The organism is Egibacteraceae bacterium (genome assembly GCA_035540635.1).
Classification (GTDB): Bacteria; Actinomycetota; Nitriliruptoria; order Euzebyales; family Egibacteraceae; genus DATLGH01.
Genome location: DATLGH010000034.1, coordinates 19,765 through 38,123, shown reverse-complemented (window position 1 = coordinate 38,123; position 18,359 = coordinate 19,765). Strand labels below are relative to the sequence as shown.

Here is an 18,359-nt window from a genome sequence, read left to right as displayed (position 1 = left end):
AGCGACGAACCTGTGTAGGTTTCTCAACATTGCGGTACAGTAATTGTCGTGACCCGGAGAGAACCCGCCATGCTCGTCGACCTGCTCGGCGACACGCGCGCGAGCATCGTCGACGAGCTGCGCCGGCAGGCGCAGTCGGTGGCCGAGCTCGCGGCGACCCTCGGCCTGTCCGAGGTGGCGATCCGCCGGCACCTGCAGGTGCTCGAGCGTGACGGCCTCGTCGACGCGCAGACGGTCCGCCGGGACGGCCCGGGTCGCCCGAGCGCCCGGTACGCCCTGACCGACCGCGCGCACCGGCTGTTCCCCGACAACTCCGCCCAGCTCGCCATCGAGCTGCTCACCTACCTCGAGCAGGAGCACGGGCACGACGCGCTGGCCCGCTTCATGCGGTGGCGGGTCGCCCGCCAGGGCGGGCGCTACGCGACGGCGCTGTCCGGGGTGGACTCCAGGGAGGGCCCGACGCGCCTGGCCGAGCTGCTGAGCGCCGACGGCTACTTCGCCCAGGCGGGGCGGGCGACCGACGCGGACGGCCGCACCGTCCTCGAGCTCACCCAGGGTCACTGCGCCATCAAGGAGGTCGCGGAGCAGCACCCCGAGATCTGCGCGTACGAGACCCAGCTGTTCAGCGAGCTGCTCGGCACCCCGGTGTCGCGCGAGATGACCATCGCGGGCGGCGCGCCTGCGTGCGTCTGCCACATCACCGACGACTGCACGTCAAAGCCCCTCTAGGAGCGATCCATGGCCACGAAAGCGGAAGACCTGCAGCTCGGTACGTACAAGTACGGCTGGCACGACGAGGGCAAGCCGGTCTTTGAGCCGAAGCGCGGACTGTCCGAGGACGTCGTCCGCGAGATCTCGGCGCTGAAGGACGAGCCCAGGTGGATGCTCGACATGCGCCTGAAGGCCTACAAGCACTACCTGCGCCGGCCCATGCCCAACTGGGGCGGTGACCTGTCGAAGATCATCTTCGACGACATCTTCTACTTCGTGCGGTCCACGGAGAAGCAGGCCAACTCCTGGGAGGACCTGCCCGAGGACATCAAGAACACCTACGACCGCCTGGGCATCCCCGAGGCGGAGAAGCAGCGGCTCGTCGCCGGCGTCGCCGCCCAGTACGAGTCCGAGGTCGTCTACCACAAGGTGCGCGAGGACCTCGAGGCCCAGGGCGTGATCTTCCTCGACACCGACACGGGACTGCGCGAGCACGAGGACATCTTCCGCGAGCACTTCGGCAAGATCATCCCGGCCAACGACAACAAGTTCGCCGCGCTCAACACCGCGGTGTGGTCCGGCGGGTCGTTCATCGTCGTGCCCGAGGGCGTCAAGGTCGACATTCCGCTGCAGGCCTACTTCCGCATCAACACCCAGAACATGGGCCAGTTCGAGCGCACGCTCATCATCGCCGAGCCCGGCTCCTACGTGCACTACGTCGAGGGCTGCACCGCGCCGATCTACTCCTCGGACTCGCTGCACTCCGCGGTGGTGGAGCTGATCGCCAAGCCCGGCGCACGCCTGCGCTACACGACCATCCAGAACTGGTCCAACAACGTCTACAACCTCGTGACCAAGCGCGCCGCCGCCTACGAGGACGCAACCGTCGAGTGGATCGACGGCAACATCGGCTCCAAGCTCACGATGAAGTACCCGAGCGTGTACCTCATGGGCCGCGGCGCCCGCGGCGAGGTCCTATCGGTGGCGTTCGCCGGCGACGGCCAGCACCAGGACGCCGGCGCGAAGATGCACCACCACGCCTCGGACACCTCGAGCTCGGTCGTGTCGAAGTCGGTGTCGCAGGGCACCGGCCGCACGAGCTACCGCGGCCAGGTCGAGATCGCCCAAGGCGCGCACCGGGTGAAGAACTCGACGATCTGCGACGCGCTGCTCCTGAGCGAGCACGCCCGCAGCGACACCTACCCGTACATGAACATCGCCGAGGAGGACGCGCAGATCTCCCACGAGGCGAGCGTGTCGAAGATCGGCGAGGAGCAGCTGTTCTACCTGCAGTCGCGCGGGGTCGAGGAGGCCGAGGCGATGGCCATGATCGTGCGCGGCTTCATCGAGCCGATCTCCAAGGAGCTGCCGATGGAGTACTCGGTGGAGCTCAACCGCCTGATCAGCCTGAACATGGAGGGGTCGGTCGGGTGAGCTCGAACCTGGGGGCGGGGGCCACCCCCGCCCTCCGGGGGACGCTGCGCTCGCTGAAACCTTTAGCCCCCTCCGGGCGGCGGTGGCCCCCGCCAACGCTCCACGCGGCCCCGCTCGCCTCGTTCGACCGCCCCGCGTCGGGTCGGCTGATCGGGCGGTACCGCCAACCTCGTTGAAGAAGGAAAACCGGACTGTGACGAACTTGAGGGACTTGACCGAGGCGGACGTGCTCGCGACGTCGGAGCGGCTGGGGGAGCCGGAATGGTTGCGGGACCGCCGGCAGGAGGCGTTCAAGGCCTTCAGCGACCTCGAGTGGCCCGACAAGCGCATGGAGGAGTGGCGCTACACCGACCCCGCGCGGTTCGACCTCGACCGCCCGGTCGTGACCTCGGGCGGGCAGGGGCGAGCTCGGGTAACCGGCGTCGTCGCCGCGCTCGGCGACAAGGTTGCGGGCAGCATCCGCATCGTCGACGGCACGGTCGTCGAGGCGGTCAGCCATGACCCCGGCGTGCTCGTCTCCGACATCTCCACCGCGGCGCGACAGCATCCCGAGGTCGTGCACAACGCGCTCGGCGTGGCGGTGGGCGCCTCTGACAAGTTCAACGCCCTCAACTTCGCCGGCTTCACCGCCGGTGCGTTCGTCCGGGTGCGGTCGGACACGAAGATCGTCGACCCCATCACGGTGACGATCCACGCCGACGCCGACGGGGCTCACGTGCCACGGGTGCTCGTAGTACTCGAGGCGTTCGCCGAGGCCAAGATCTACGTCGACCACGCCGGCGAGGGGCAGGCCACGGTCGTGGAGGTGATCGAGGTCGTCGTGGGCGACGGCGCCCGCGCGCAGGTCGTCACCGCGCAGGACTGGGGCGCCGGCGTGGACCACGTCGGCAGCCACCGCGGCCACGTCCAGCGCAACGCCGTGTACCGCCACCTGGAGGCGACCCTCGGGGGCGGCACCGTGTACCTGCGTCCCGACGTGGGCCTGAACCGCCCCGGCGGGCACGCCGAGCTGTTCGGCGTGTACTTCGCCTCCGGCGAGCAGCAGATGGAGCACCGTTCCGTCATACACCACAACGCCCCGAACACCTCCAGCGAGTCGATCTACAAGGGGGCGCTGCAAGGCAACTCCCGCGCGACGTGGTTCGGCAACATCCGCATCGAGCCACATGCGAAGGCCACGACGTCGGACGAGACCAACCGCAACCTCATCCTCACCGCCGGCGCCCACGCCGACTCGATCCCGTTCCTGGAGATCCTCTGCTCGGACGTGGTGCAGTGCGGGCACCACTCCTCGGTCGGCCAGGTCGACCAGCTGCAGCTGTTCTACCTCACCTCGCGCGGCATACCCCACGACGAGGCCGTGCGCATGCTCGTGTTCGGGTTCTTCGGCGAGGTCACCGACCGGATCGAGCTGCCGGCCGTCACCGAGACCATCCTGGGCGAGATCGAGCAGGAGATCCGCTCGGGAGCGCACGTGCTCATGGACCCCCGGAGGCGGTGATGGGTTTCGAGGTGGTTGCCAACCTGGAGGACATCGAGATCGGCCACTCGGTCAAGGTGGTCGCGGGCGGCGAGCCGATCGCACTCGCGCGGCTCGACGCCACCACCGTCAAGGCTGTGCACAACACCTGCAGTCATGCCGACTACGACCTCGCTCCCGAGGGCTACCTCGAGGACAACACCATCGAGTGCCTGCTCCATGGCTCGGTGTTCGACCTCGACACCGGCGAGCCGGACTCGCTGCCGGCGGTCAAGCCGATCCCCGTCTACGCGACCAAGATCGAAGACGGCAAGGTCTACGTCGACGTCGAGCAGCAGCTGAACGACGCCCCCGCTCCCCGCCACTACTAGTCACGGGACCGCCATGAAACCGTTGAGGAAGAAGATGATAAACACCGACCTGTACATCCAGGGCCTGACCGTGCAGGTGGAGGGCACCGAGATCCTGCACGGACTCGACCTCCAGGTCGCCAAGGGCGAAACCCATGCGCTGATGGGCCCGAACGGGTCGGGCAAGTCGACGCTCGCCTACGCGATCATGGGCCACCCCGCGTACGAGATCACCGGTGGCCGGATCCTCGTCAGGGGTGAGGACATCGCCGAGCTGCCCCCCAACGAGCGGGCGCGACTCGGCCTTTTCCTCGCGATGCAGTACCCGACGGAGATCCCCGGGGTGTCGCTCACGAACTTCCTGCGCACCGCGGTGAACGCGGTCAGCGACGAGGACATCCCCGTACGCAAGTTCATGCAGGTGCTCCGCGAGGAGATGGCCAAACTCGACATGGACGAGAAGTTCCTCCAGCGCAACGTGAACGAGGGCTTCTCCGGCGGCGAGAAGAAGCGCTTCGAGATCCTACAGATGGCGGTGCTGCGGCCGCAGATCGCGGTCCTCGACGAGACCGACTCGGGTCTCGACGTCGACGCGCTTCGGGTCGTCGCGGAGGGCGTCAACCGTCTGCGGGGCCCTGACCTCGGCGTCCTCCTCATCACCCACTACACGCGTATCCTTCGGTACATCACCCCCGATCGGGTGCACGTGATGTTCGAGGGGCGCATCGTCCAGTCGGGCGGCCCGGAGCTCGCGGACGAGCTCGAGGCCAAGGGCTACGAGCACCTGAAGAGCAAGGTCTAGGAAGAGAAGGGCGCGCTGAACCCGCCGATGCTCGACGTCGCCACCATCCGCAGGGACTTCCCCGTCCTGGACCGTCAGGTCCATGGGCGCAGGCTCGTCTACCTCGACTCCGCCGCGACGAGCCAGAAGCCCCGCGCGGTCATCGACGCGATGGCGCGCGTCGCGGAGCACTACAACGCGAACGTCCACCGCGGGGTGCACGCGCTGGCCGAGGAGTGCACCCAGGCCTACGAGGACGCGCGGACGAAGATCGCACGCTTCGTCGGGGCCGACCCCCGCGGCGTCGTGTTCACGAAGAACGTCACCGAAGCGCTCAACCTCGTCGCCTACTCGTGGGCCCGCACCCGCCTCGGCGAGGGCGACATCCTCCTGTCGACCCAGATGGAGCACCACGCGAACATCGTCCCGTGGCAGCTCGTGCAGCCGATCGCCGGCTACGACCTGCGCTACGTGCCGGTCACGGGCGACGGGTTCCTCGACGTCGACGCCTTCGACGAGATCGTCGCGACGGGGCGGGTCAAGCTGTTCGCCGTGACGGCGATGTCGAACGTGCTCGGCACGGTCGTGCCGGTCGCCGAGCTCGCCGCCAAGGTACGGGCCGCCAACGCGGAGGCGGTCGTGGTCGTCGACGGCGCGCAGCGCGTCCCGCACGTCCCCACCGACATGCGCGAGCTCGACGCGGACTTCCTCGGCTTCACCGGCCACAAGATGTGCGGGCCGACCGGCATCGGTGTCCTCGCCGGCAAGCCGGAGCTGCTCGACGCGATGCCGCCGTTCCTCGGTGGCGGCGAGATGATCACGAACGTCACGCTCGAGGGCACGACCTTCAACGAGATCCCCTACAAGTTCGAGGCGGGGACCCCCCCGTACACGGAGGCGGTCGGGCTCGGCGCGGCGGTGGACTACCTGTCGGGCATCGGCATGGACGCCGTGCGGGCGCACGAGATCGAGCTGCTCGGCAGGACGCTCGACGCGCTCGGCTCGATAGACGGGGTGGTCGTGCACGGGCCGAAGGACCCGCACGCGCGCGGGGCTGCGGTGAGCTTCACCATCGAGGGCATCCACCCCCACGACGTCGGCACGCTGATGGACCGCGAGGGCGTGGCGGTGCGTGCGGGGCATCACTGCGCGAAGCCGCTCATGCGGGTGCTCGGCGTGCCCGCCACGACGAGGGCGTCCTTCTACCTCTACAACACCCTGGAGGAGCTCGGCGCGCTCGTCGACGCGATCGAGGTAACCAGGAAGTTCTTCGATGCCTAGCGCGATGGAGTGGCGACACCGCAACCCGACATCCGTCATCGAGCAGAAGGCGGTATGACGACACCCATGTCACTGGACGACCTCTACCACGAGATCATCCTCGACCACTACCGCAAGCCGCGGAACCGGTCAGGGGAACTCGAGCCGTGCGACGTGCACGTGCACCATTCCAACCCGCTCTGCGGGGACGAGCTCGACCTGCGCATGCACGTCGACGGTGAACGCATCGACAAGCTCGCGTTCGAGGGCGAGGGCTGCTCGATCTCGATGGCGGCGGCCTCGGCGATGACCGAGGCCGTGCTCGGCCGGGAGCTCACCGACGCCGACGACCTCGCCGAGGCCTTCCGGCTCATGATGCACGGCGAGGCCCTGAAGCGTGAGGACGACCTGCTCGACGGGGTGGCGTTCCAGGGCGTGGCGAAGTTCCCCGTACGGGTGAAGTGCGCCCTGCTCGGGTGGATGGCGCTGAGGGACGCAATGGAGACCTACCGGGAGGGGGAAGCGGGACACCGCGTCACCCATGAGTGAGACCGACATGCGAAGCTGGCCGCAGGAGGCGGGCGCGGGAACCGGTGCGCCCGACGCCTTCACCGACGTCCCGGTCGGCGAGGACGGGATGGCGACCGAGGAGGCCATGCGCCAGGCGCTCAAGGCGGTCATGGACCCCGAGATCGGCATCAACGTCGTCGACCTCGGCCTCATCTACGCCATCCACAAGGACAACGGCAAGGTCACCGTCGAGATGACGCTCACGTCGATGGGGTGCCCGCTGACGGAGCTCATCCACTCCCAGTGCACGCTCGTGCTCGCGCCCCTGCCGGGGGTCGAGGAGGTCGACGTCGAGTTCACGTTCTCGCCGCCGTGGAGCACCGACATGATCGCCGACGAGGCGAAGGACGAGCTCCGCGCGATGGGGTTCAGCGTCTGAATCTTCGTGGGGGTCGCAACCCGCGACGTCATGACTGCTGTTGACCGTTTCGCGACCACGCGCGCCGCCGGCGACCTCGACTTCGGCATCGGCCTGCGCATCACCCTGCTGCCGCCACGGACCCCCCCGGTTTGCCCTGTTGCCACCCGGGGGTCACCGTCGCGAGGCGTACCATCAGAGGGAATTTCCGCCTGCACGAATGGTTGACTGCCGCATGGAACCCCTCATCAAAGAGCCGGCCCCCCTGACCAACGACGAGATCCGCCGCTACGCGCGCCACCTCATCATGCCGAACGTGGGCGTGGAGGGGCAGGGCCGCCTGAAGGCGGCGAAGGTCCTGCTCGTGGGCACCGGTGGGCTCGGCTCGCCGCTCGCCATGTACCTCGCGGCCGCGGGGGTCGGCACGCTCGGCCTCGTCGACTTCGACGTCGTCGACGAATCCAACCTCCAGCGCCAGGTCATCCATGGGACCTCGGACATCGGCAAGCGCAAGGTCGAGAGCGCGCGGGACACGATCAACGACATCAACCCCCACGTCGAGGTCCGCCTCCACGAGACCGCGCTGACGAGCGACAACGCCCTCGACATCGTGGCCGGCTACGACGTCGTGATCGACGGGACGGACAACTTCCCCACGCGCTACCTCGTGAACGACGCGTGCGTGCTGCTCGGCAAGCCGAACGTGTACGGCTCGATCTTCCGCTTCGACGGCCAGCTGGCGGTCTTCTACGCCAAGGAGGGCCCCTGCTACCGGTGCATGTTCCCCGAGCCGCCGCCGCCCGGTATGGTGCCGTCGTGCGCGGAGGGCGGCGTGTTCGGCGTCATCTGCGCCACGATCGGCGCCGGCCAGGCCACGGAGGGCATCAAGCTGCTCACCGGCATCGGCGAGCCGCTCGTCGGTCGGATGCAGATCTACGACGCCCTCGAGTCACGCTGGCAGACCATCAAGGTGAACAAGGACCCGGAGTGCCCCATCTGCGGCAAGAACCCGACGGTCACGGAGCTCATCGACTATGAGCAGTTCTGCGGCGTGCCCGCCGTCGAGGGGGAGCAGCAGGTGAGCGACGGCGGGTTGGTGGAGATCACCCCCGAGGAGTTCGCGCGCGTGCGCGAGAACGTCCGCGTCATCGACGTCCGCGAGCCGCACGAGTACGACATCTCCCGCATCCCCGGCGCCGACCTCATCCCCCTCGGCACCCTGCCCCAGCGCCTCCACGAGCTCGACTCGGCCGAGGACATCGTCGTCCACTGCAAGAGCGGCGTCCGCTCGGCGCAGGCGTGCCGGCTGCTCAGCGAGGCGGGCTTCCGCAAGGTGCGCAACCTCCACGGGGGCATCAACGCCTACGCGCGCCAGGTGGACCGCTCCATCCCCACCTACTAGCCCGACCTGCGAGGACGGGGCGCTCCTGTGCGGCGAGCACCCAGCCGGCGAAGCGCCAGGTGCGCCAGAGGTCCGGGGCGCCCGCGAGCAGGCTCGCCGGGGCGAAGTCGACGTGGGTGAACAGCTCGACGGTGAGCAGGCGGGCGTCGGGGCGGTCGCGCACGAGCCGCAGCGCCTCGGCGTAGGGCACCGCCGGGTCGTCGACCGCGTGCATCGCGACGAGCGGCGCGTCGACCCGGTGAGCGGTGCGGGCGGGTGAGAGCTGCCGAAGGGTGCGGCGCGCGTCGGGCGCGAGCCGTGCGGCGAGCGCGGGCGTGCGCTCGGGGTCGTCGTTGGTGAGCAGGTCGTAGAGCGCCCGGGCGTCCCTGTCGAGCTCGGCGGGTTCGGCCTGGCCCGCCAGCGCCGCCGCGAGCTGGTCGCGGTGGCCCGCGGGGGCCAGCTGGACGGCGTGCTCGGTGAGCAGCTCGCCGGCCTGGGGGTCGGCGTTCCACCCGATGCGCGTCTCTTGGACGATCGACGTGCCCGTCGTGGCCGCCTGGACGACACCGAGGAGGTCCCAGTAGGCGCCGAACGTCGCGACGAGGGCGAGGCGCCCCGACAGGCGGGGGTCGGCCGCGGCGACGAGGCCGTAGGCGCCGCCGTAGGAGAACCCGACGATCACGACGGGTCCCAGCCCGAGGGGATGGCCGGCGAGTGCGGTCGCCGCCGTGGCGATGCGGTCGACGTCCTCCACGTCGATGCTGCGCGCGTAGAGGGTGAGCTCGGGGACGAAGACCGTCCGTCCGGCCCTGGCGACGGCGCGGGCGACGGCCACCGCGCGAGGGTCGTCCCGCCCGGCCGGAGTGGCTCCGGGCAGCAGCACGATGGCGGGCGCCGGCCGGCTCGATGCGTAGAGGTCGCCGGTGACACCGCCGAGCCGCGTCTCCACGCGGGAGACGTCGGCGGCGAACGGCCGCGGAAGGGCGTAGCCGATCGCCTCGGCGCCGACCGCGACCGCCTTCAGGCGCGCGGAGACCGGCGGGCTGAGCACCGCCGCGACGACGCCCGCGGCCGCCACCACCGCGACGACCCTGCGCGGTCGCCGCTCGCGGCCCGCCGTCGTGCCGGCCGCTCCGCTCACCGCGGGCGCCGGAGGGCCAGCTCGAGGATGCGGTGGCCCTGCATCGTCGTGACCTCCAGCCGTGACCCGTCGGGCACGGGGACCGCGTCCCCGACCCGGGGCAGGCGCCCGAGCTGGGCGATGACGTAGCCGGCCACGGTCTCCCACTCGCCCTCGGGGACGGCGACGCCGGTCCGGTCGGCGAGCTCGTCGGGCCGCAGCGCGCCCGGCAGCAGCAGCGCGCCATCGGGTGGGCGACGCCGGAGCACGTGGCCGGCGGACCCGGGGCGGTCCGACTCGTCCTCGAACTCGCCGATGAGCTCCTCGAGCAGGTCCTCGAGCGCGACGAGCCCGGTGACGGTGCCGAACTCGTCGACGACGATGGCCACGTGCTGGCGGTCACGGCGCATGTCGAGCATGAGGCTATCGAGCGGCCGGGACTCGGGGGCGACGAGCGCGGGGCGGGCCAGCGTCGCGGCGGTGACGCGGGCGCGCTGCTCGGCGGGGACGGCGAGGAGGTCCTTGACGTGCACGACCCCCCGGATCCGGTCGAGCTCGCCGTCGCGGACGGGGATGCGCGAGCGGCCCGTCTCGCGTGCGAGGCGCTCGAGCTCGTCGATCCCCGCGTCGGCGCGGACGGCGACGATGTCGCTGCGCGGGGTCATCGCCGCCTGGGCGTCGAGGTCGGACAGGTCGAGGGCGCGGGCGAGCAGGTCGGACTGCTCCGGGGGCAGCGTCCCCTGCTGGGCGGACTCGGCGACGAGCATGAGCAGGTCGGTGGGGGAGTGGGTGGCGGCGAGCTCGTCCTGTGGCTGCACGCCCACGAGCCGGACGAGGCCGTTCGCGAGGGCGTTGAGCAGCCGGATGAACGGTCGCACGACCGCCGCGAAGGCACGGAAGGGGCGGGCGAGCAACATCGCCGAGCGTTCGGGGTCGGAGATCGCCCACGACTTCGGCGCCATCTCGCCGACGACCATGTGGAGGAACACGACGATCGACAGTGCGAGGGCGAAGGCGATGGCGTGGCGGGCGCCCTCGGGCAGGGCCGCCAGAACGAGGAGCTGCGACAACCCGCGCTCGAGGGCCGGCTCGGCGACCGCCCCGAGCCCCAGCGAGCACATCGTGATGCCGAGCTGGGCCGCGGCGAGCATGAGCGACAGCTCGCGGACGGCGGCGAGGGCGTGAGCCGCGGCGCGCCTGCCCTCGCCGGCGAGCTGCTCCAGCCGCGACCGGCGGGCGGCGAGGAGCGCGAACTCCGCGGCGACGAACGCGCCGTTGGCGAGGAGCAGCGCGAGGCCGACGAGCGCGGCGGTGGGGCTCACCGCGGGCCTCCGTCGCCGTCGTGCGGGGACCCGTGACGCGCCGACCCGGCGCCCGCGGGGACGAGGCGGACAGCGCCGACGGCAAGGCCTGTCAGGGAGTGCACCTGCAGCCGGGCACCGTCGACCTCCACGATGTCGCCCGGCTCGGGTACCCGCCCGAGGCTGGCCATGACGAGGCCGCCGACGGTGTCGTAGTCGCCTTCGGGCAGCGCCACACCGGTGTCGCGGGCCGTCTCGTCGATGCGCCACCCTCCGGGGACGAGAAAGGAGCCGTCCCGCAGCGCCTGCACGCCCGGTTCGGCCGGGTCGTGCTCGTCGCGGATCTCCCCGACGAGCTCCTCGACGATGTCTTCGAGGGTGACGATGCCGGCGGTGCCGCCGTGCTCGTCGACGACCACCGCGAGGGGGCTGTGGGCGGCGCGCAGCTCGCCGAGCAGCGAGCCGACCGTCGCGGTCTCGGGGACCGCGAGCGTGGGCTGCAGCAGGCTGCGGACCGGCGCGCGCGCGCGCACCGCCGCGTCGACGCGGAAGACGTCCTTGGCCTGCACGACCCCGCGGACGTCGTCGAGGTCCCCGCCGACGACCGGGAAGCGGGAGTGCCCGCTCTCCACGGCGAGGCGGCGCAGGTCCTCGCAGGTGGCGTCGGCGGGGATGGACACGATCTGCGGGCGGGCGACCATGACGTCGCCGGCCCGCAGGCTGCGGAAGTCGAGGGCACGTGACAGCAGGCCCGCCTGGCCGGCGGTGAGCGACCCCTCCCGGGTCGACTCGGCGATGATGTGCTCGAGCTCCTCGGGGGACACCGCGTTCGGCACGTCCTGGACCGGCGCGATCCCCACGGCGCGCAGCAGCCCGTTCGCGGCGTTGTCGAACAGGCGGATGACCGGGCCGGCCAGGCGGGTGTACCAGTAGGTGGAGCGGGCGAGGGAGAGGGCCACCGGCTCGGCGCGGGCGATGGCGAGGTTCTTCGGGGCGAGCTCGCCGACGACCATCTGGGCCGTCGTGGCCACGATGAACCCGAGGGTGAAGGCGACCCCGAACGCGGCCTGCTCGCCGAGGCCCGCGAGGGCGACGAGGGGTCGAAGCGCGCGGCCGAGGGTCGGCTCGGCGATGTAGCCCACGAGCAGGGACGTCGCGGTGATCCCGAGCTGGGCGCCCGAGAGCATGAACGACAGCCGCTCGCGGACGGTGAGCGCGAGGGTGGCGCGGCGGTCGCCGGCGGAGGCCGCCTCCTCCAGACGGGTGCGGCGGGCGGCGACGAACGAGAACTCCGCCGCGACGAAGTAGCCGTTGGCGGCGATCAGCGCACCGACGGCCAGCAGGCCGAGCGCGGTCAGCATGGCGTGGGGAGGCCGGTCACTCGGTGAGCAGTGTAGGTGTGGGGCGCGCCCGTCACGACTCCTGCGCCGCGCGGGCGGCCACTACGGCCCGCGCTCGACGATGCGCGGCTCGGGCAGGTAGCGGGTGAACACCCGCTCCTGCTCGACGCGCCCGTCGGGGAAGGTGAGCACGCGGGTGACGGTGATGTCGAACCCCGGGCGTCCCTCCTGGACGACGCGTTCGCCGCCCGGCGCCAGGTTGGGCGCGGGCCGGACCTCGAGCGGGGGAGCGGTCACGTTCGTGCGCTCACCGGGGACCGACTCCACGTTCACCCAGCGCGTGCCGTAGATCGACACGGTGACCGACGTGCCGGTGTGCGCGGTCTTGATGAGGGCGCCGTGGGGCGAGTTGTTGCGGATGACGAGGTCGACGTCGGGGTAGTTCAGCGTCGCCTCCCGCCCGGGCGGGTAGCGGCTGATGTAGTAGGAGTGCGCCTTGTGCTGGGGGATGGCGTAGCCGCCGAAGTAGGCGGCGTTGTACAGCGTCGTCGCGAACTGGCTGACGCCACCGCCGATCTGCTCGACGAACTCCCCCTCGAAGATCGCGCCGCCGCCGACGAACCCCTTCGCGGTGGTGCGCGGCCCGACGTGGCGGTTCACCGAGAAGGTCTCGCCCGGCTCGAGCAGCACGCCGTCGACGAGGTCGGCGATGCGGTGGATGTTCGTGACCCTGCTCTGAGCGGCAGGGAACTCGGTGGTGAACGTCGACACGCGCTCGACGATGCGCAGGGCCTCGGCGTCGGCGGTGGACAGCTGCGGGGGGATGACCTCACCCTCGAGGGTGGCGTCGCGGGGGCCCTCCGATGTCGCCACGGCGAGCAGCTGCGCGGCGGCGGTCTGCGGGTCGAAGCGGAAGCCCTCGCGGGAGGGGCTGATGCTCACCGCGCCACCGGAGACGGTGAAGCGGGCGTCGACCGGTTCGGTCGCGAAGGCTTCGAGGGTGCTCGCGGCGACCACGTCGGCGAGGCTCGCGGGGTCCACCTCGAGGCGCAGGTCCCCGCCGTCACGGGCCACAGCGAGCAGGTTGCCGATGTCGTCGGGTGAGAACGTGACGCCGCGGTCGCCGCGCGACAGGGTCACGGGCGCTGAGACCGCCCGCTCGGCCTGGGCCAGCACCGCGTCGACGTCCTCCACGGTGGTCTCGGGCTCCACCGGCTCGGCTCCGGCCTGTACGACGTTGTCCCCGTCGGCGTCGAGGACCACGGCGAGCAGGCGCTCGCGGAGCGGTCCGGGGGGCACCACCGCGCCCGGCTGGGGGTCGACACGGGTGATGGTCGCCCCGTCGAACTCGAGGGTGCCCTCGACGGGGAACTGGTTGAGCGCCCCGGCGGTGTTCTCGAGCCACGCGTCGAGGCGCGCGTCGTCGACGTCCTCGACCGGTTCGACCTCGATCGTGCCCCCGAACGCCCGCAGCTGGTCGGCGAGCGCGGCGAGGGGGTTGGCCTGGCGGCCGCGGCGGAGGACCGCCTGCACCGTCGCGTCGACGTCGAGGCGGTAGCCGAGGTCCGCGGCGACGCCCGACACCCGGGTGTCGCTCGACGCCACCGTCACCGGCGCCTGCTCGCGGCGCTCCGCGTAGCGGCGCACGGCGGCGGCGAGCTCGCCCTCGGCGAGGCCGCCGACCTCGAGGTCGGCGACCTGGGTGCCGGGCAACGCGCCCGCGCGCGCCAGGCGCATGCCCCCGAGCGACAGGGCGGCCACGGCTGCGAGGGCGGCGAGAGCCAGCAGACCGAGAGTGGCGGCCCGCCGGACCCGTGCGATCGGGCCCCCCCGAGGCGGAGCCGGGATGAGTGTGCGCATACCGTGACGACGAGATTACCAGCGGCTGCGCCAGGCGTCGGGGGGCGGCTCGCGCCGCTGTGCGTCGTAGGAGGTCTTTGACCCTGCCACCCGTCCCGTCTAGTCTTCCGCGAGTCTTCCCCACAACTTGGTGAGCTCCTCAGCGTTGTCGGCGTGCCCGTTCCCGGGGGCGCCGCCTCGAGGGGCGCGCGATCGGGACATGGAGCCAGTGCAGGAAGCGCACCGCAGACGATTGCAGGCAACCGTCGTCATGGCCCTCGTGGCGGTGATGCTCGGTACCTTGCTCGTCCCTGCGGGGGCGCACTCCGGCGGCGGGCGCTCGACCGAGGAGCGGCGCCTGACCCAGACGCGCCAGAAGGTGGCCGCGGTCAAGACTCAGCTCGACGCCGCCCGCGCCCGTCAGTCGCAGGACGCAGCGGCGCTGCGCGAGGCCGAGGCCCATCTCGCGCAGGTGCTCGCGGCCGTGGGCCAGGCTGAGCAGGCGGTGCAGCGCCAGCAGCAGGCGGTCGACGACGCACGCGATCATCTCGCCGACCTCCAGCACCAGGCGACCGAGCGCCGACGGGTCATGCGCAACCGGGCGGTGGAGCTCTACAAGCGGGGCGGTGGCGGCGGCCCGATGGACGCCCTGCTCGCCGCCGACAACCCCACAGAGGCCGTCCGGCGGTCCTCCTACATCGACATCGTCGCCTCGGCGGACCGGCGCAGCCTCGAGAGCGTGTCGGCCGCCGGGATCGCCGTCGACGCGCAGCGAGAGGTCCTCGAGGAGGAGGAGGCGACGCTCGCACGGGTGCTCGACCAGCAGCGTCACCTCCACGCCGAGGTCGCCGATCTGCGCAACGACCGCGCGCTCGTGTTCGCGGCGAGCTCCGAGGCGGTAACCCAGCTCGAGGCGCAGGAACGCCACCTCGAGGCGGAGAGCCGCGAGCTCGCGACGATGGCCCGGCGCGCCAGCCGGGCGGCGGCGGCCCCGCGTGCGAGCCGCTCCGCGGGCGGGGCCGCAACGTCCGTCGTGCCCCCCGTCGCGCAGGGCGGCTGGGTGTGGCCGGCGAGCGGACCGGTGACGAGCGAGTACGGGCCCCGCTGGGGCCGCCAGCACCAGGGGGTCGACATCGGCGCCCCGTCGGGAGCCGGCATCGTGGCGGCGCGGGCGGGCACGGTGGGCTTCACCGGCACGATGGGCGGCTACGGGTCGATGACCCTCATCGACCACGGGGGCGGGATCGTCACCGCCTACGCGCACCAGAGCCGCATCATGGTGAGCCGCGGGCAGCAGGTCAGCGCCGGTGAGCGGATCGGCTCGGTGGGTTGCAGCGGCAGCTGCACGGGGCCCCACCTGCACTTCGAGGTGCGCGTCAACGGGTCGGCCCGCAACCCCCGCGGCTACCTCCCCTGACGCCACCGGCGACCCGCCGCGACCCACACGGCGGCGACCGCGGCGACCGCGGCACCGACGAGCAGCGGCCCGGCCGCCCGGGCGACCGGCACGATCGCCGGTTCGGTCCACGGGCTGCGCGGGTCGAGCGGCGCGGTGAAGAAGAGGGCCCCGAGCGCGTGGACGCCGAACGAGGCGGCGACGGCGGTCGCCAACCACCGCATCCGCCGGGCGCTGCCCGCGACCCACTCCCGCCAGGCGAGCACGAGCAGGGGCGCGGCGAGGGTCAGCGACTCGATCGGGTAGCGGTAGCTGAAGAAGTTCGTGCCGCCGGAGAAGCGGTTCATCCGCAGGTGCAGCGCGAGATAGAGGACCCCGGCGAGCGCCGAGCCGCGTACCCACGAGGGCGCCGCCCGCCACCCCGCACGCAGCCCCGGGGCGAGCACGAGCAGGAACGGGGAGAGGACGAGGATGCCCCGGCCCGGCGACACGAAGGTGCCGACCACGTTCTCCGCGTAGGTGAGCCACGTCATGGTGGTGAGGCGGTCGGTGAAGTCGCTCGGGTAGCCGCCGGCGATCGACGGGGAGCCGTACACCGCGGTGTTGTAGGCCACGAGGGCGACGACCCCGAGCACGGACGCCGCGCCGACGAGGACCGCCGGCCGCACCGAGCGCTGCCGCCAGGCGAGGTAGAGGCCGACCACGGCGGCGAGGACCGCCGCGTTCGGGCGGGTGACGATCGCCGCGGTGAAACCCAGCCCAGCCGCCACGTAGCGGGTGCCGGCGAGCGCGAGCAGCGCGAGCCCGAGCCACAGCTGGCTCGGGCCGTGGGGCCACAGCCCGTCGGCCGACACCGTCCACGTGGCGGTCCCCAGGCCCGCGACGAGGGCGGCGACCATCGCCTCGGTGGGGGCGACGAGGTGGCGGAGGACGAGGGCCAGCACGCCCATGGCGAGCGCGGCGGCGACGGCTGCGGCCACCCCCGCGGGGGCCATCGGCAGGTCGTCCGCTGCAGGCAGCGGCCAGAGGGCGTAGAACGGCACCCCCCACGCGATGACGCCCGGCTGGCGGTTGCTCACGACCCGCTCGCCGGTGTCGACGAGCCACGGGTTGTCACCGACGGACGCGTCCAGGGACAGGGTGCCACGCTCGACGAGCTGCCAGGCGGGCATGGCGGCGGCGATCGGGTCGGGGCTCTGGGGTATCCCGTAGCTCGCGGTCGCGAGGTACACGGCGAGCAGCGGGCCCGCCACCGCCGTGAACAGCTTCCAGGTCGGTGCTGCGTCGAGCGCCTCGCGCACCGCGCGGCCCCGTCCCGTCGCCGGAGCGGTCACGCCCTCAGCAGCCCGCGGGCACGGGCGCGGCGCCGGCCGCGTCGTCGGGGACAGGCTCGGGCTGCGGCGCGGGCTCGGCGGGGCCGGGTTGGGCCGGGGGGGCCGGCGCCTCGGCGTCCGGCGGCGGGCGGAGCACCGAACCGTCGCGGAACTGGGCGAACAGGGTCTCGGCGCCGGCGGCGTCGGGGACGAGCACCGCCGCGCCGCCGACCGAGCGAGCGGTGGCGGGCACGGTGTACGTCGCGAGGCCCGCCCCGGCGAAGCCCCTCCCGGCGCGGGCGAGGCGCAGCAGGTCGAAGGTGCCGAGGTTGTGGGAGGCGGTGACGGCGCGGCCGGCGGCACGGGCGGTGGCGAACAGCCGGGGCGGGTTCAGCAGCGTCGACGGTCGCATGACCTCCTCCGCGAGCTCGGCGATGAACCGCTGCTGGCGGGCGATGCGGCCGAGGTCGTTGTCGACCGTGCGGGCCCGCACGTAGCCGATGGCCTGGCGCCCGTCGAGGCGCTGGCAGCCGGCGGGCAGGTCCACGCCCGCGGGTCGGTCGACGAACGGCGCGTCGAAGTGGACGGTGACGCCGCCGACGGCGTCGACGATGGTGATGAAGCCGAGGAAGTTCACCTCGGCGTAGTGGGTCACGGGGATGCCCGACACCTGGGTCACCGTCTGGACCATGCAGGTCGGGCCTCCATGGGCGTAGGCGCCGTTGATGCGCCCCTGGGTGCCGTCGCAGCGGGTGACGAGGAGGTCGCGGGGAAACGACAGCATCGCGGCGCGGCCGCCGGAGACGGCGAGCAGGAAGATCGTGTCGGTGCGGTCGCCGTCGACCTCCTCGGTGCCGAGCGCCTGGAGCTCCTCGGGGGTCAGCCCTGCACGGCTGTCGTTGCCGATGATGAGCACGTTCATCTGCCCGGACGCGCGGCCGAGGCCGCCGACGTCGACCCGGTTGACCTGGGCGCTCGTGAAAGCGGCAAGCGCGGCCCCCATGAACAGGACGAGGACGACGAGCGCGGCGACCGCGGTCAGCAGCGTGCGTGCGACTCCCCGTCCGGTCCGGCCCCCCGGTGCCGGCCGCAGGCCTCGGCCCAGCCCCCGCACGAGGCCCCGACCGGGCAGGGCCCTGCCCCGCTGGACCGGCCCGAAGCCGTCGCCGCCAAGGCGCGGGGCGGCTTCGCGCGGCGGAGCCGACGGCGTGGCGGCACGCCCGCCGCCTCCGCCGCCGCCGCGCTCGACCGGCCCCCAGCCGTCGTCAGCCACCGCCGCGCCCTTCGTTCACGCCCTCACGGTACCGCGCCCCCCGCGCGATCCGGTGCGGGCGGACCCTCGTGTCGCGAGGGCTCGAGCGTTGGCCATCCCGCATCGTGCGCTCACCGCCTCCCCGGTGCCGGGGTTTCTCCACCCCTGCTACCGGGGATCTCAGGGAGGACCGGTGAAAGGCGTGTGGAGGTGGAGGCGAACCTCGGTGTGGGTGTGGGAGCCCTCGCGCTTGTCGCGGGGTTTCCGCTGCTGCTGCTCGGCGTGATCTGGCTCCTCGCCCGGCTGGAGGCCTGGATGCTCCGCCCCTACGAGCGTGCCGCACTCATCGCAGACCTGCTCGAGCACGCGGTCGAGGCGGAGGAGGTCGAGCTCGGCGTGGCCCGGCTCGTCGCCGAGGTGACCGACCGCGCCCCGGCCCCGCGGGAGCGCGGCCGGGTGCCCTCGTAGCTCAC

General features: G+C 72.3%; 17 protein-coding genes. 11 read left to right on the top strand and 6 right to left on the bottom strand.

Features of this window, described 5'->3' with window-relative positions; all coding sequences use genetic code 11:
* Window positions 1–48: 48 nt before the first annotated feature.
* The 9 genes from VM324_06325 (at window position 49) to moeB (ending at window position 8,346) form a co-directional block, all read left to right on the top strand.
* Window positions 49–729: a helix-turn-helix domain-containing protein gene (locus tag VM324_06325; protein ID HVL98886.1), complete on the top strand. Its 681-nt coding sequence runs from the start codon at window positions 49–51 to the stop codon at window positions 727–729.
* Between the two features lie 9 nt (window positions 730–738).
* Entirely contained in the window at window positions 739–2,145 is a 1,407-nt protein-coding gene (gene sufB / locus VM324_06320; GenBank protein ID HVL98885.1) for a Fe-S cluster assembly protein SufB, read from the top strand.
* Window positions 2,146–2,338: 193 nt separating this feature from the next.
* Window positions 2,339–3,646, top strand: a complete 1,308-nt coding sequence (sufD, locus tag VM324_06315; protein HVL98884.1) for a Fe-S cluster assembly protein SufD — start codon at window positions 2,339–2,341, stop codon at window positions 3,644–3,646.
* On the top strand, window positions 3,646–3,996 hold the full coding sequence (locus VM324_06310; protein HVL98883.1) for a non-heme iron oxygenase ferredoxin subunit: 351 nt from the start codon (window positions 3,646–3,648) through the stop codon (window positions 3,994–3,996). The genes sufD and VM324_06310 overlap by 1 nt, the downstream gene beginning before the upstream one ends.
* A gap of 34 nt (window positions 3,997–4,030) precedes the next feature.
* Complete coding sequence (gene sufC / locus VM324_06305; GenBank protein ID HVL98882.1) at window positions 4,031–4,777, top strand: Fe-S cluster assembly ATPase SufC; 747 nt, start codon at window positions 4,031–4,033, stop codon at window positions 4,775–4,777.
* 27 nt (window positions 4,778–4,804) lie between these two features.
* On the top strand, window positions 4,805–6,037 hold the full coding sequence (locus VM324_06300; protein ID HVL98881.1) for a SufS family cysteine desulfurase: 1,233 nt from the start codon (window positions 4,805–4,807) through the stop codon (window positions 6,035–6,037).
* Between the two features lie 66 nt (window positions 6,038–6,103).
* Window positions 6,104–6,565, top strand: a complete 462-nt coding sequence (locus VM324_06295) for an SUF system NifU family Fe-S cluster assembly protein (GenBank protein HVL98880.1) — start codon at window positions 6,104–6,106, stop codon at window positions 6,563–6,565.
* Complete coding sequence (locus VM324_06290) at window positions 6,558–6,965, top strand: metal-sulfur cluster assembly factor (protein HVL98879.1); 408 nt, start codon at window positions 6,558–6,560, stop codon at window positions 6,963–6,965. The genes VM324_06295 and VM324_06290 overlap by 8 nt, the downstream gene beginning before the upstream one ends.
* Window positions 6,966–7,179: 214 nt before the next feature.
* A complete protein-coding gene (gene moeB / locus VM324_06285; protein ID HVL98878.1) occupies window positions 7,180–8,346 on the top strand; it encodes a molybdopterin-synthase adenylyltransferase MoeB in 1,167 nt (388 codons plus the stop codon).
* Here moeB and VM324_06280 read toward each other — a convergent pair.
* From VM324_06280 to VM324_06265, 4 genes are all read right to left on the bottom strand, one after another.
* The gene (locus tag VM324_06280; GenBank protein HVL98877.1) at window positions 8,300–9,466 is read right to left on the bottom strand and encodes an alpha/beta hydrolase; all 1,167 of its coding nucleotides are present in this window, start codon (window positions 9,464–9,466) and stop codon (window positions 8,300–8,302) included. The genes moeB and VM324_06280 overlap by 47 nt on opposite strands.
* Complete coding sequence (locus tag VM324_06275) at window positions 9,463–10,767, bottom strand: hemolysin family protein (protein HVL98876.1); 1,305 nt, start codon at window positions 10,765–10,767, stop codon at window positions 9,463–9,465. Before VM324_06275 ends, VM324_06280 begins: the two co-directional genes overlap by 4 nt.
* Window positions 10,764–12,107, bottom strand: coding sequence for a hemolysin family protein (locus VM324_06270; GenBank protein HVL98875.1), 1,344 nt, complete (start codon window positions 12,105–12,107; stop codon window positions 10,764–10,766). The genes VM324_06275 and VM324_06270 overlap by 4 nt, the downstream gene beginning before the upstream one ends.
* 81 nt (window positions 12,108–12,188) lie before the next feature.
* Entirely contained in the window at window positions 12,189–13,946 is a 1,758-nt protein-coding gene (locus VM324_06265) for a VanW family protein (GenBank protein HVL98874.1), read from the bottom strand.
* A 199-nt stretch (window positions 13,947–14,145) separates the two neighbouring features.
* Here VM324_06265 and VM324_06260 point away from each other — a divergent pair, with 199 nt between their 5' ends.
* On the top strand, window positions 14,146–15,342 hold the full coding sequence (locus tag VM324_06260; GenBank protein HVL98873.1) for a peptidoglycan DD-metalloendopeptidase family protein: 1,197 nt from the start codon (window positions 14,146–14,148) through the stop codon (window positions 15,340–15,342).
* Here VM324_06260 and VM324_06255 read toward each other — a convergent pair.
* Window positions 15,330–16,655, bottom strand: a complete 1,326-nt coding sequence (locus VM324_06255) for a hypothetical protein (GenBank protein HVL98872.1) — start codon at window positions 16,653–16,655, stop codon at window positions 15,330–15,332. The two genes, VM324_06260 and VM324_06255, sit on opposite strands and share 13 nt — an antisense overlap.
* 4 nt (window positions 16,656–16,659) lie before the next feature.
* Window positions 16,660–17,907: an LCP family protein gene (locus tag VM324_06250; protein ID HVL98871.1), complete on the bottom strand. Its 1,248-nt coding sequence runs from the start codon at window positions 17,905–17,907 to the stop codon at window positions 16,660–16,662.
* A gap of 189 nt (window positions 17,908–18,096) precedes the next feature.
* Here VM324_06250 and VM324_06245 point away from each other — a divergent pair, with 189 nt between their 5' ends.
* Entirely contained in the window at window positions 18,097–18,354 is a 258-nt protein-coding gene (locus tag VM324_06245) for a hypothetical protein (protein HVL98870.1), read from the top strand.
* Window positions 18,355–18,359 lie beyond the last annotated feature (5 nt).